Annotated in this window: 9 protein-coding genes; 8 read left to right on the top strand and 1 reads right to left on the bottom strand. The window is 37.5% G+C overall.

What is annotated here, in order from left to right; translation table 11 throughout:
• Positions 1-238 precede the first annotated feature (238 nt).
• The 4 genes from FS875_RS06370 (at position 239) to alaS (ending at position 7,832) form a co-directional block, all read left to right on the top strand.
• Positions 239-1,633: a DegQ family serine endoprotease gene (locus FS875_RS06370; RefSeq protein ID WP_144754641.1), complete on the top strand. Its 1,395-nt coding sequence runs from the start codon at positions 239-241 to the stop codon at positions 1,631-1,633.
• An 8-nt stretch (positions 1,634-1,641) separates the two neighbouring features.
• On the top strand, positions 1,642-2,961 hold the full coding sequence (locus FS875_RS06365; protein WP_144754638.1) for a replication-associated recombination protein A: 1,320 nt from the start codon (positions 1,642-1,644) through the stop codon (positions 2,959-2,961).
• A 948-nt stretch (positions 2,962-3,909) separates the two neighbouring features.
• On the top strand, positions 3,910-4,953 hold the full coding sequence (gene recA / locus FS875_RS06360; protein ID WP_144754635.1) for a recombinase RecA: 1,044 nt from the start codon (positions 3,910-3,912) through the stop codon (positions 4,951-4,953).
• A gap of 206 nt (positions 4,954-5,159) precedes the next feature.
• A complete protein-coding gene (gene alaS / locus FS875_RS06355; RefSeq protein ID WP_144754632.1) occupies positions 5,160-7,832 on the top strand; it encodes an alanine--tRNA ligase in 2,673 nt (890 codons plus the stop codon).
• Positions 7,833-8,346: 514 nt separating this feature from the next.
• On the opposite strand, the gene FS875_RS06350 is transcribed toward alaS, so the two are convergent.
• Positions 8,347-10,134, bottom strand: a complete 1,788-nt coding sequence (locus FS875_RS06350) for a glucan ABC transporter ATP-binding protein/ permease (RefSeq protein ID WP_144754629.1) — start codon at positions 10,132-10,134, stop codon at positions 8,347-8,349.
• A gap of 230 nt (positions 10,135-10,364) precedes the next feature.
• On the opposite strand from FS875_RS06350, the gene FS875_RS06345 reads away from it, so the two are divergent.
• The 4 genes from FS875_RS06345 (at position 10,365) to FS875_RS06330 (ending at position 14,668) form a co-directional block, all read left to right on the top strand.
• Positions 10,365-11,348, top strand: a complete 984-nt coding sequence (locus tag FS875_RS06345; protein WP_144754626.1) for an RluA family pseudouridine synthase — start codon at positions 10,365-10,367, stop codon at positions 11,346-11,348.
• Positions 11,349-12,077: 729 nt separating this feature from the next.
• Positions 12,078-13,097 carry an ATP-binding cassette domain-containing protein gene (locus FS875_RS06340; protein ID WP_144754623.1) on the top strand — a complete coding sequence of 340 codons (1,020 nt, stop codon included), beginning with the start codon at positions 12,078-12,080 and terminating at the stop codon, positions 13,095-13,097.
• Positions 13,072-13,896 carry an ABC-2 family transporter protein gene (locus FS875_RS06335; protein WP_144754620.1) on the top strand — a complete coding sequence of 275 codons (825 nt, stop codon included), beginning with the start codon at positions 13,072-13,074 and terminating at the stop codon, positions 13,894-13,896. Before FS875_RS06340 ends, FS875_RS06335 begins: the two co-directional genes overlap by 26 nt.
• Positions 13,880-14,668 (top strand): ABC-2 family transporter protein, encoded by a 789-nt coding sequence (locus FS875_RS06330; RefSeq protein WP_144754617.1) that lies wholly within the window; start codon positions 13,880-13,882, stop codon positions 14,666-14,668. Before FS875_RS06335 ends, FS875_RS06330 begins: the two co-directional genes overlap by 17 nt.
• Positions 14,669-15,094 lie beyond the last annotated feature (426 nt).

Raw genomic sequence — 15,094 nt, 5'->3', positions numbered from 1 at the left:
CCTTGTCTTAGGCGGTTTTTTTTATGCGTATTTTTGAAGTTGGTTTTACTTGAAAAATAGATGGTGAGAGAAAATTATAGGATATTGAATTATTTGATTTTTATAATATTTACTGTTTAAATAGCTTGTTTTTATTCTCTATTATGAAATATTAATAGAAACCCTTTATTTGCGGGGATGCTTTTAAAAAATTCTATGAATCTTCAACAGAATGGGCTGATTTTATAAGGAGTAGGTTATGAGGTATTCTTTTTGGGTGCGGCTTTTTTTTGCGGTTATGATGCTGATGTCGTTTGATCATATCTATGCTCATGTTCCTCAAACACAAAAAGAAATCACTCTTTCATTTGCTCCTTTAGTTAAAAAGACAGTACCATCAGTTGTCAATATTTATGCAGCTCGACAAATTAGAGCGCGCTCACCTTTTGAGGGTGATCCATTTTTTGAGCAATTTTTTGGTCGTTTGCAAAATAATTTTCCTGTCCGTAAGCAATCATCATTAGGGTCAGGAGTGATTGTTGATGCACGTGGTTTGATTGTTACAAATTACCACGTTATTAAAGATGCAAGCGAAATTAAGGTAGCTTTTTCTGATGGGAGAGAATTTGAGAGTAAGGTCGTGCTCAAAGATGAAGCAACCGATATTGCTATTTTGGAAGTTGATGTAAAAGATACTCAGTTTCCTGTTCTTCCTTTGGGGGATTCTGATACTGTTGAAGTTGGTGATCTTGTTCTCGCTATTGGTAATCCTTTTGGTGTTGGTCAAACGGTTACAAGTGGTATTGTTTCAGCGCAAGCGCGTACACGTGTTGGGATTTCCGATTTTGATTTTTTTATTCAAACAGATGCTGCCATTAATCCAGGAAATTCTGGTGGCGCTTTAATTGATATGAAGGGGCAATTAATCGGAATTAATACGGCTATTTATTCACGTTCCGGTGGTTCTGTAGGGATTGGTTTTGCTATTCCAGTTAATCTTGTAAAAGTGATGCTTGATACCGTTAAACGCGGTGGAAAATATTTTGTGCCACCTTATATAGGGGCGTCTTTTCAAAATGTTACACCTGATATTGCTGGTGGTTTAGGTTTAGAACGTCCCTATGGTGCTCTTATTATTGAAGTTATCAAAGACAGTCCTGCTGAAAAAGCCGGTTTGAAAGTAGGTGATGTTATTTTGAGTGTACAGGGGGTGCGCGTTGATAGTCCAGATAGCCTTGGCTATCGTTTAATGACAGCGGACGTTGGCCATAGTCTTGCTTTAGAATATTTACGAAGTGGAAAAATTTTAAAAACACAGATAAAGGTTGCATCAATATCAGAAACTGCATTTTTAAAATCTGAAAAAATTACAGGTGATAGTCCTCTTGCTGGTGCCGAAGTGTTAGATTTAACACCGCAAAATAGTCGACGTTTTCATCTTCCTATATCGGCAAAAGGTGTTGTGATTACCAGTCTTGATGAAATGAGCAATGCTGCGGGAATTTTTCGGCCCAGAGATATCTTACGTGTTGTCAATGGCTATAAGATTCAAACAGTTCATCAGTTGAAAAAGATTCTTATGCAAACGCGTTCACGTACTTGGCAATTGGAATATGAACGTGATGGTATGTATATTCGTCAATTTATTCGTTGAGGCTTTTTTTGAAGAAAGATTTTTTTACTTCGTCGATTGATCCTAAAGTTCATAAAAACCAACCACTTGCGGAAAGAATGCGTCCTTGTTCTCTCAATGAAGTTGTGGGACAAAGGCATTTAATTGGAGAGAATGGTCTTCTTTCACGGATGGTGGCAGCAGGCTCAATTGGATCAATGATTTTTTGGGGGCCTCCAGGGACGGGAAAAACAACAGTTGCACGTTTGTTAGCACTTGAAACAAATTTCGCATTTGAACAAGTTTCTGCTATTTTTACAGGGGTTTCTGAACTTAAAAAGATTTTTGAAGTTGCGCAGAGGCGTTTTATGTCTGGGACTAAAACGCTTCTCTTTGTTGATGAAATTCATCGGTTTAATCGTGCACAGCAGGATAGTTTTCTTCCTGTGATGGAAGATGGTACGGTGGTCCTTATCGGTGCAACAACTGAAAATCCTTCTTTTGAACTTAATGCTGCTCTTCTTTCGCGTGCGCGGGTTTTAACATTTCTTTCTCATGATCATGAAAGTTTAGGCATGCTTTTGAAGCGTGCTGAAAAGGTGGTAGGGAAGCCTCTTCCTTTGGATGAGGGAGCCAGAGATGTTTTGATAGGGATGTCTGATGGTGATGCACGGGTAGCATTAACATTAGCAGAGGAAGTTTGGTCTGTTGTGCGCGCGGAAGAGATTCTTGATGCTGGTGCGTTGCAAAAAGTTATTCAGCGTCGTGCACCCATTTATGATAAAGGACGAGATGGCCACTATAATCTCATTTCAGCGTTGCATAAATCTGTTCGTGGCTCTGATCCTGATGCGGCACTTTATTACTTAGCACGTATGTTGGATGCTGGCGAAGATCCTCTCTATATTGGGCGAAGATTGGTTCGTATGGCTATTGAAGATGTTGGTTTGGCGGATCCTCAAGCTCTTGTCATTTGTAATGCGGCAAAAGATGCTTATGATTATTTAGGATCACCAGAAGGGGAATTGGCTTTGGCACAGGCATGTCTTTATGTTGCAACGGCCCCAAAGTCAAACGCAACATATCTCGCATATAAAGCTGCATTGCGTTGTGCACAAAAAAATGGTTCTCTACCACCTCCTAAACATATCCTTAATGCACCGACAAAATTAATGAAGGAAGAAGGGTATGGAGAGGGGTATTGTTATGACCATGATGAACCAGATGCTTTCTCTGGACAAGAATATTTTCCTGAAAAACTTGGGCGCCAGAGTTATTATAAACCAGTTGAGCGTGGATTTGAGCGTGAAATTGTGAAACGTCTTGAATGGTGGAAACAATTGCGCAAAAAACGTAAAAATCAATCATAAAATTTGAATTAAAACACGTTTTTTATTGAACTTGGATTTGTTTTTATCCCTCGTGTCATTGTATGAACAATTTAGTTTTATTTTAAATATTTATTGCATTGCTCGTAGTGCAGCTTTTTTGATCCCTTCAAAAGACATATCTTTTTATGGATTCAAATTAAGAAATATGTCATTCAACTCTTAAAGCTACTTTTTAATTGAGTAACATATTGATTATCCGCTGTTTTGTAGGTTGAATGAGGACTTCTAGATACTGTATGTTCTTTCATTTTAAATCTCATCAATCACAACCATTTGCTTGTATGTTACATGCTGGATTAACGTGTGATAAAAACTGTATAAGAAAAAACTAAAAATGACTTTTATGAAGAGTCTCAAGTGTTGAGAGTTACCGCAACATTGGGGGCGGGAAAAGTTTGGTGGTGGTGTTAATGATCATGGTACTGAGCATAAAGAGGTTGTTGCTCAATGGATTTATACCATTTCACGAGTGCTGTCCTAAAATGGGTGTAACGAGCGTTGAAAGATGCTTTTTTAAAACAAGTAAGTGATATGCAACATAAAAGTGTTTTGTTTTTTGATGCAATGGGTGTGGTCTTGATTGATGAGGTATTTTTATGATTAAGGGGAGAGTTTGTTTCTTAGAAAACCAAGGAGTAGGCAGAAAGATCAAACATTGTGTTGAAATTTAAATTGTTTCTTTTCTAGAGAGAGATAAATGTGTTAACTTGCTCGCGTGTAGAAATATTATTTTATTTGGATTCTATGTTGTGTCATAAGATAGGGAATACCATTTCTTTATTTTGCAGGTCGTGATGTGTTATAGACATAACGTAAGGGTAAGGATGAAAATAGTCTGTGAAAATCTAAACTTAAAGCTTTAGTTAAATTAAAAGTACAATGTACAGTTTAAGTATTAGATCATTATGAATCGTCAAGGATATAATCGTGGATAAAACAAAAGCTCTCGATGCTGCTCTCGCTCAAATTGAACGTTCTTTCGGTAAAGGCTCCATTATGCGTCTTGGGCAAAAGGAGCAAGTTGTTGAAATTGAAACAATTCCAACAGGTTCGTTGTCCTTGGATATTGCTTTGGGTGTTGGTGGATTACCAAAAGGGCGGATTGTTGAGATTTATGGACCAGAAAGTTCTGGAAAGACAACATTGGCTCTTCATGCTATTGCTGAAGCACAGAAAATTGGTGGAATTTGTGCTTTTATTGATGCCGAGCACGCCCTTGATCCCATTTATGCGCGAAAGCTTGGTGTTGATTTAGAAAACCTGTTTATTTCTCAGCCGGATACTGGTGAGCAGGCATTAGAAATTACAGAAACGTTGGTGCGTTCTGGTGCTGTGGATGTGCTTGTTGTTGACTCTGTGGCAGCTTTAACACCGCGTGCAGAGATTGATGGTGAAATGGGTGATGCTTTACCTGGATTGCAAGCGCGCTTGATGAGTAAAGCTTTACGGAAACTTACGGCTTCAATTTTCCGCTCTAACTGTATGGTGATCTTTATTAATCAAATTCGCATGAAAATTGGTGTGATGTTTGGTTCTCCTGAAACAACAACAGGTGGGAATGCTTTAAAGTTTTATGCTTCTGTTCGTTTGGATATTCGCCGCATTGGCTCCATTAAAGATCGGGATATGATCGTTGGTAATCAGACCCGTGTTAAAGTGGTGAAGAATAAGTTGGCTCCTCCCTTCAAACAGGTTGAATTTGATATTATTTATGGTGAGGGGATTTCCAAATTAGGTGAGTTGATTGATTTGGGAGTTAAAGTTGGTATTGTGGAAAAATCTGGCTCGTGGTTTTCTTATAATTCTCAACGTTTAGGGCAGGGACGTGAAAATGCGAAGCAGTTTTTGCGCCAGCATCCGGAAATTGCTGCAGAAATTGAAACAGCTTTGCGTCAAAATGCTGGTTTGATTGCCATTGAATTGTTAGAAAATGCAGGAGCAGATGTGACAGAAAGTGATGAAGCAATTTGATGTTCTATTTATTTGAGTATTAAGTGCTTTATTTCAGGTTTTTCTATTTTTATTTGTTTGAGTTTTAAATATACAGTCTTTTTTTCTCAATTTTTTTAATAAATATTCCATTCTTTGATTAAATTAACTCCATGCGTGGCAAAGAGGATATTTAACGATGGGGATTTTTCTTTTATGGTTTGGTGCTGTATTCTGCAGGTGTAGATATGAATAGTGTTAATAATATCCGGTCAACATTTTTGGATTATTTTCATCGTAATGGGCATAAAGTTCTTTCTTCTAGCTCCCTTGTTCCACGTAATGATCCCACACTCATGTTTACAAATGCAGGAATGGTACAGTTTAAAAATGTTTTTACTGGACTTGAACAGCATTCTTATAAAAAGGCAACAACGGCGCAAAAATGTGTTCGTGCGGGGGGAAAGCATAATGATCTTGACAATGTTGGCTATACAGCACGCCATCATACGTTTTTTGAAATGTTGGGGAATTTTTCTTTCGGCGATTATTTCAAAGAAGAGGCCATTTTTTTATCATGGAATCTTTTAACAAAAGAGTTTTGTCTTCCTAAAGATAAATTGTTGGTAACTGTTTATCAGAGTGATGATGTTGCAGCACAATTATGGCGTAAAATCTCAGGTCTTCCAGATGAAAAAATCATTCGTATTGCGACAGCTGATAATTTTTGGTCAATGGGAGAAACTGGTCCCTGTGGTCCTTGTTCAGAGATTTTTTATGATCATGGTGATGAAATTTTTGGGGGACCTCCCGGAAGTGTGGATGAAGATGGTGATCGTTTTATTGAAATTTGGAACCTTGTCTTTATGCAGTATGAGCAAGTGAGTAAGGAAGAGCGGATTGAATTGCCTCATCCTTCTATTGATACCGGTATGGGATTAGAGCGTATTGCGGCTGTGTTACAGGGTGTTCATGATAATTATGACATTGATCTTTTTCGTGCATTAATTGGCGCATCACAGGAAATGACAGGGATTGAGGCAAAGGGTGATTTTATTGCTAGCCATCGTGTTATTGCTGATCATCTTCGCTCATGCGCATTTTTGATTGCAGATGGTGTTCTTCCTTCCAATGAGGGAAGGGGATATGTTTTACGTCGCATTATGCGTCGTGCCATGCGTCATGCACATCTGCTTGGTGCTAAAGAACCCTTAATGTGGCGGCTTTTGCCCGCTCTTATCCGTGAAATGGGACAAGCTTATCCAGAATTGGTGCGTGCTGAAGCTTTGATTGCAGAAACTTTAAAATTAGAAGAAGTGCGTTTTCGCAAGACACTTGAACGAGGATTGGGTTTGTTAAATGAAGAAAGTGCACAGCTTAAAGAAGGGGGGTATTTAAAGGGTGATGTTGCTTTCAAGCTTTATGATACCTATGGTTTTCCACTTGATTTGACGCAAGATGTTCTTCGGCGTCGTGGAATCTCTGTTGATGTTGATGCTTTTGATAAAGCAATGGAACGTCAAAAAGAAGAAGCTCGTGCTCATTGGTCTGGTTCAGGTGAAGCTGTAACGGAGACAATTTGGTTTTCTATTCGTGATCAGGTAGGGGGTACAGAGTTTTTAGGGTATGAAACAGAAAAAGCTAAAGGTATTCTTACAGCTCTTGTGTGTGATGGTCAGATCGTTGATGATGTTTCTGCAGGACAGAAGGCTATTCTTGTTGTTAATCAGACACCCTTTTATGGTGAATCTGGTGGGCAGATTGGTGATAGTGGTATTATTTCTGGTGAAAATTTTATTTTTGAGGTGCATGATACGCAGAAAAAGGCTGATGGTGTTTTTATTCATCTTGGAGAAGTTAAATCTGGTCATGCTAAGATCTCTGATTGTGTAGAACTAACCGTTGATGCTGTTCGTCGTAAAAAAATTCGTGCGAACCATTCTGCTACCCATCTGTTACATGAGGCTTTACGGCAAGTATTGGGATCTCATGTTACACAGAAAGGCTCTCTTGTCTCACCAGAGCGGTTACGTTTTGATTTTTCTCATCCAAAAGCTATTTCTGTAGAAGAATTGAAAAAAATAGAAGATTTAGCAAATGAGATTGTTTTGCAAAATAATAAAGTGACAACGCGCCTTATGGCCGTTGATGATGCAATTTCTGAAGGAGCAATGGCACTCTTTGGGGAAAAATATGGAGATGAAGTACGTGTTGTTTCGATGGGAGAGTTGCTTGAAAAGGAAGATTTAAAAAGGCGTTGGTCCATTGAGCTTTGTGGAGGGACACATGTGGAAAGAACGGGGGATATTGGTTTGATTCATATTGTTTCTGAAAGTTCTGTTGCTTCTGGAGTGCGCCGTATTGAAGCTTTAACAGGTGCCGCAGCGCGTCTTTATCTGAGATGCCAAGAGGTGCGTATCCGTGAAATTGCTGATCTTTTAAAAACTTCTTCTTCTGATTTGGAAGAACGGGTGAGAGTTTTGCTTGATGATCGTCGTAAACTTGAAAAAGAGTTGAATAATGTGCGCAAAAAAATGGTGTTGAGTGGGGGAATAACAGAAAGTGGTCAAGGCGATATTACTATCATCAATGGATTTTCTTTTATGGGACGTGTTGTGAACAATATTTTACCACGGGATCTTAAGGCACTTGTTGATTCTGGTAAAAAACAAATTGAATCTGGAGTGGTTGCTTTTATTAGTGTTTCAGAGGATGGCAAGGGGAGTGCTGTTGTTGGTGTTACGGATGATTTAACGGATAAGTTAAATGCTGTTGATCTCGTTCGTATTCTTTCATCTGTTCTTGGTGGGAAAGGTGGTGGAGGGCGTCCTGATATGGCGCAGGCTGGTGGTCCTGAGGGAAACAAGGCTGATGAGGCATTTAGAGCACTAAAAGATCTTCTAGAAAAATTTAAAAAGTAAAAAATTTATCTATTGGTGTTTTTACATTGGTATGTTGGATTGGCGTTTAAACGGATATCTGTTTGGTGTATTGCTGGAATATAGGTGCAGTCTCATTGAGAGAGATAAAATCGTAAAGAGGGTGTTCATTAGAAAGATTGTGGGGTAATTTGTGCTTTTATATATGAGCTGGATAGATCATATATTTCATGAAATATAGCATCTATTATGTAGAATAGTTTTTTTTAGCTTATGAAGTTGTAAGCTATCATTTTTTCTCTTTTAAATTTCTTAAATTATTGCTCTTTTCTCATAAGAAGTCCGTTTTTTTGCACTGTTTTATTGGTTCCCTTTGCTGCTCATGCATAAGAGAACAGGTCTTTCTTGCAAGTTATGGAACGTAAATTAATCATATAAATCAGATAAATACTGCACAAAACTAAATATTTATATTAATTCAAGTTTTTCTCTGTGCATTTGCACGAAAAAAGTGTTTTTGTAATTTTTTGCATGAGATTTGTGAAGAGTATTATTTTTATGATGCTATGGCTTCATGTAAGGGGATAACATTTTCATTTTCTCCTTCTCTTTTTGGTGGTGTGATTGTTAAATTGCTTGCTTTTAAAAATTTAGAGAAACGGCCCCCTTTATCGATCAATTCTTGAAAGCTTCCTTTTTCAATTAAATGCCCTTGTTCTAGAAAAAGTACAACATCCGCATTGCGTATTGTTGAGAGGCGATGTGCTATAATGAAAGTGGTACGATCATGGCTTATGCTCTCAAGAGCATCTTTGACACGTGCTTCTGTTTCAACATCAAGAGCACTTGTTGCTTCATCAAGAATAAGAATGGGGGCATTTTTTAAAATAGCACGTGCGATGGCTAACCGTTGTTTTTCTCCACCTGATAATCGAGTTCCTCGTTCGCCTACCATTGTGTTATAACGATCAGCTTTTTTTAGAATAAAATCGTGAGCTTCTGCTATTTTTGCTGCTTCATAAAGTTCTTCGTTTGTTGCGCTTGTTTTTCCTATTGAGATATTGTCATGAATACTGCGATTAAAAAGCCCCGCATCTTGGAACACTGTCGCTAGAGATTTTCGTAAAGATTCACGATTGATCGAGCATATATTTATTCCATCAATGGAGATATGTCCGAAGGTAGGATCGTATATACGTTGCAATAAATTGATTAATGTTGTTTTTCCAGCTCCTGTTGGTCCTACAATTGCAACAGTTTGTCCTGCTTTCACTTTAAAGGAAATGTCAAAAACACCTTGAGAAGAATTTGGAAATTTATAGGTAACGTGGTGGAATTGTATAGCACCTTTAACATTTTGGAGGGAAGGGAGATCTTGTGGTTCGTTAATAGAGAAAGTTGAGTCTTCCATTTCAAAAAATTCTTGCAGTTTTGCTTGTGAGGATATTGCACAATTAATAAAATTGCTCATTTGATCTAGACGGCTAATCATGAGTTGTGCAAATCCGACAAAAGCAACAACTTCACCCACCCTTAATTGATCTCTTGCAACAAAAAAAGCTCCAAGGAGAAGAACACAAACGATTGAAACTGTTGAAGCCATTCGATTTAAGCCGCTGGCGAGCGCCCACCAATTGAGAACAGGATTTTGTGCTTTAAGAAGATCATTTGTATGTTGGTACAGTATGGATGTTTCTTCTTTTATTCGGTTATAACTTTGTACAATAGAAACATTAGAGATTGAATCACTGACATGTTTAAAAAGATTATGATGATAGCATTCTACAGCGGCTTGTCCGTCTTTTGTTTTTCGCATCACTAAACGGGCAATTAAGATATAGATGACGGCAAGGACAACTAAGACTATTGAAAGACGCCAATTCATGTTAAAGGCTGTGGGAATGAGAACCAATAAGGCGACAAGTGTTGAGAGATGTTGACGCATAAAATCAAGCCATATGGTTGACATGGCGTCTATTGCACGCAAAAGTGTATGGAGTGCGTTGGAAGTTCCGCGTTGTTGATGCCAAATTAAAGGCATGGCAATAATACGTTCAAAAGATTCTGTTAAAACCATTAAACGGCGTCTATGGGCTAAGCGGTCCGCACCACGAGCAACAAGGACATAAGCGATAATATGAAAAAGACCAAAACAAACCCAAATGGCAAGGGTAGGGATGATCCCTGTTTTTTCTGTAATAGAATCAATAACACGTCCAAATAAAATAGGTTCTGCAATGGTAATAATTGCTAACATAATATTAGCATTACAGATCAAAAGAGATGCATTTTTTTCTCTCTTTAAGTAAGTGAGAACACGTGCATAAGTTTTGAATAAGGACACTATTAATGATCTCCATTCGCTGTTAAGCGTACAGGCTGTTAATTTTTCTTGAATTTCTAACTAATAAAAATTGAACGTTAAGAAAAGGCAATTTTGGATACTCATTGTAATATGGTGTGATAAAGCCAATGAGAATATGAATTTTTGTGTTTATAAAGATGTAAAAATAGATCAATAAAATTATCAGAAAAAATATTGGGCGGTGAAAATTATCAGGTAAGGGAACTTTTATGGCAGGCGTAGAAATAAAAAAAGTTGAGACAGATGAAAATGGAATGCGTTTAGATCGTTGGTTTAAAGCGCATTATCCAGGACTTGGATTTGGAGCTTTGCAAAAATTGTTGCGTTCTGGCCAGATACGGGTTGATGGTGGACGGGTTAAAGCTGATACGCGTCTTTGTACGGGACAGTCTGTTCGTGTTCCACCTCTCCCTTTTGATGATACGATAAGTCTTCTAATAACGGATAAAACAATTCGGGGACAGGATGATGAAGCTATTTTAAAAAAAATGCTGCTTTATGAAGATCCAAAGGTCTTTGTTTTTAACAAACCAGCAGGTCTTGCTGTACAAGGAGGCTCTGGTTTAACGCGTCATATAGACAGTATGCTTGAGGTATGGCGCAATAAAAAAGGTGAAAAGCCGCGTTTGGTTCATCGCCTTGATCGTGAGACATCGGGAGTGCTTATTGTTGCCCGCTCTAGGGGGGCTGCACAGGCCTTAACAGCTGCTTTTAGAGAGCGGGAAACAAAAAAGACTTATTGGGCGTTGGTTCGGGGTGTTCCTAAAAAAAAACAGGACAAAATCTCGACATGGATGGTTAAGGAAATGACGGCACAAGGTGATAAAATGCGTGTTTGTGATCATGGGGAACCCGATTCACATCATGCGGTTTCCTACTACCGCGTTTTAGAGACGCGTGGACGGGCTCTTTCGTGGCTTGAAATGGAACCTTATACGGGGAGAACACATCAGCTGCGTGTGCATGCTGCCCATATGGATCATCCTATCATTGGCGATTCAAAGTATTTTTTTTCTGATAGTAATTGGACGTTGCCAGGAGGCATACAAAACCGCCTGCATCTTCATGCTCGTCGTATTCGTATTCCTCATCCTTCAGGAGGCATATTGGATATTGTTGCACCTTTACCCCCTCATATGGTCCAAAGTTTTAATCTTTTGTCTTTTAATGAGCGTGATGCCGAAATAGAATAAAAAAAAACTTCATTTGTTTTTTGATGGGCGCAAATTTTATCTATAAACTTGATTAAGATAGATAGGGTATATTTATACAGAGCCTTAGTAATCGCTATGAGAAAATTGTGTTTTTGAGTGATGATATTTTCAAATATCATCAATTTTATTTCTACAGTTCTTTGTCCATATTGATTGTATTATTATTTCTAGATAAGGTGTATCTTCAATAATCTTAGGCTGATGAATCTGTTCCTTTGAATTATCTACAGAGGTCATATATTGGGGAGGTATGTTTGTTAAGGAAGATGAATGAGATAAAGTCTGAAGGATATTGACTGAAACAGTAGTGGTAATTTTTGATTTTTTCATGGGAAACAATTGAGGACTTTTACAGGAACTCTTAGGGAGAGTGGATTCTCAACAAATTATTGTTTTCAAGGAAAAGTTTATCCTGTTAGCAGTGTGATTTGATATATTTATAGATTTATGCTTTTTACCTTTGCTTATACAATGGGAGCTTATGAGCAAGGTATTCCTTACGATGATTAATTATTCTTCTGTTCGTTTTTCTGAAAGATTATTTTTTATAAAAGAAAAAACAAGTTTTTAGAGTCTTAGCGCTTCATTGAAGTGAATTCATTATATGTTTCATATTGGAAATTGGTGAGAAAGCATCAGGTGCGTTTTAGTGCTCTAAAGATTGTGGAAATGTTTCAAGAGGGGATAAGTTGAAATGAGGAATGACGAATGGGATCATTATTGATTGACGTTAAGAGCGTCTCAAAAATATACCGCAGCATAAACAATGCAACGGGTTTTACCAATAAAGTGTTTTCTCTTTTCAAGCCTACTTATGCAAAATATCAGGCGCTAAAAGAGATTAGTTTTACCTTGTGTTCAGGGCAAGCACTCGCAATCGTTGGTCCTAACGGAGCGGGAAAATCAACATTGATTAAAATACTTTCTGGCATACAAGCTGCTGATGAGGGAGATGTTAAAGTCTTAGGCGTTAATCCCTATAACGCCAAAAAAAATCTGTTCAACTCTCTGGGCGTGGTCTTTGGCCACAAGAATTGCTTATGGTGGGATTTACCCCTACGCTATAGTCTGGAAATGGTGCGCCCCTTATATAATCTTGAGCCAAACTCTTTTCGCCGCGATCTTAAAGAAATCAGTGAGCTCTTGAACATTAAGCATATCATGGATAAGCCCGTACGCATGCTAAGCCTTGGTGAGAGAGTCAAAAGTGAATTAGCGTTTAATTTGTCCTTTAGACCTCGATTATTATTTCTTGATGAGCCAACGATTGGTCTTGATATTACCTCCAAACATGAAATCAGGGAGCTGCTTAAAAAACTCAAAAAAGAGCAAGCTATGGGATACATCATTACCAGTCATGACATGGGAGATATTGATGGTTACGTTGATGATATTCTTCTTTTACATAAAGGAAAAAATCAGTTTCATGGCGCTATTGATACGTTAAAAGAGATGATCCCCTCAAGTGTGAGAATAACGCTTTTTTGTGAACATTTACCAACAGTTTCAATGCTTATAAAGGACATTGATGAACTGGCAATAAAATTATCTACGCCTTTAAAAGAGAAACACTTTAATGATGAAAAATGTACACTAGAGATTTCACTCCCGCGTGCAGATATGCCACGTTTTATCAGAGAAATAGCAACAGAATTTAACTGTCCCTTCTCTGTATCCACCCCCTCACTTGAAGAGATGCTCCGTGTTAAATTTAAAGAATTTCTCTAACCATTGCTTTGCTCTCTTTCTTTTTGCCAAGAATGGATTGCTTACAATCCTTAGTGACAGAGCAATGTTTTTTACCGATATCGTTATGGGGACGCTCTCGCCCTTCGTGATTCAACTTCTGTTGTGGAATGCACTTTTTTCTGACAAGAGTGGCAACATAAACGGTTTTGGCTTTTATGATATGCTATATTACTATGCCTTTGCTTTAATTTTCTCACGCCTCAATAATGGTTATGGCCTCATTCAATCTTTTTCTCAGCATGTTAAAGAAGGGAAGTTAGAAGTCTATCTCACCAAACCATTCAGCTACATGATGCAAATGCTGTTTACCTTTTTGGGTGAAAGTGTGCTCTATGCCATGCCTTTACTGGCTATTTTTGCTGTAAAGCTTAGTTTATCCTCTGAGAATATTTTAGCATTGCTGATAGCTTTTCTGTCATTTTTTCTCATTGTTGTTCTCTCGCAATTGCTGTGTTTTGTCCTCTCCTTTGCCATTGCCTTATTAAGTTTCTGGGTGATTGAATACAATATTTTGCTTTCTTTTAGTATTCTCAGTTCAGCGCTTCTTGGTGGCACTCTTCTGCCCCCCTCTTTTTGGCCAACATGGCTCATTCCATTGATGCAGTTTAATCCTTATCATTTCACCATTTCAGCTCCTGCCGAATTTCTTTCAACGCATGATCTGAAAGTGTTCGAGCAATTTATTGTGGGGTGTGTTTTTTATATTTTGTGTCTTTTATTCTTCATTCATATTGCTTGGAAAAAAGGAATGAAAGCCTATCATGGAGCAGGGGGATGAGGTGAAAACAATCCTTTATTTTATCAGCATGAATGTGCGCCGGCAAACTGTTTACAGTAAAAACTTCATTGGAGAATTTATTCTTTCTCTGTGCTATTATTTTATTCAATTCATCTTTATTGATAAAATCTCTCGCTTTTCAGGTAGTATTGGGAACTATAGCAGAGATGAAATTCATCTTATCTTTGTTGTCTTCATTTTGCTTGGGATATTTTTGAATATTTTTACCAGTTCTATTGAAACATTTTTTGAAAAAGTTGCAGAAGGAAAAATTGAAGTGTATCTGACAAAACCTGTTTCAGTTTGGCTGTTAATGCTGTTTGGCTGGTGCAAACCTCTTTATCTGATCAAGCTCTTTATTGTTGCTGTGAGTGCTTATTCATGTGTCTTACTCCCAGATATGTCAGAGATAAAGCTGAAATGGTTTCCTTTTATCGTTGCAATCACTTGTGTTTTTATTGTCAATCTCTGTTTTTTCATGATATTCAATTTTATAACATTCATAACCAACCGTAAGATGCCGGTCGCCTATTTTCATGCCATGCTTTACCAACTTTCCTTTATCCCCCTATCAATTTATCCCTCAAATCTTGCAAAATGGCTACTGTTTCTGCTACCTATAGCCTTTTCTGCTTCTCTCCCCGTGTCACTCCTGCTTGGCAAAAATGAATGGCATATCGGCTCTCTTCTATTCAGCACTGTTTTTATCATCAGCATAACTTTTATTGTTTATAAAAAAACAATGCGTAAATTTAATGGATTAGGGGGATGATATAAAAGTTTGCCTGATGTATAAAAATAAAAAAATTAAGCAAATAATTCTATTGTGTTGTAAAATATTGTTATTTACGTTGACGCTATAAGGCATATAAAATTTATACAGCAGTGTTTTTTTGTTTAAATATATTGACGAGCAATATTGGCATGTTCTTACAGCCGTTAATAAGGGGGAACAGAAACCAGAGGTAATGGCTTAATTTCATATCAATTTTATTTGAGTTAGATGGCAGTTTGATGCCAAAAACGAATGGTAAGACGATGAATAGTAACAAGATTGATTTAATTATGTCATAAAAATATATTTCTAGTGTTTTTTGTAAACCAAGAGAAAGAGAAGGATAAAAACTTATTGAGGTGAGTAATCATTTCATTTTTATATAAAAATAATATTTTTATAACTTTTAGTATATATTTATAT

It is taken from the genome of Bartonella saheliensis, assembly GCF_902162175.1.
The sequence above is the reverse complement of the archived record's forward strand: the minus strand, read 5'-3'. Positions and strand labels throughout refer to the sequence as shown.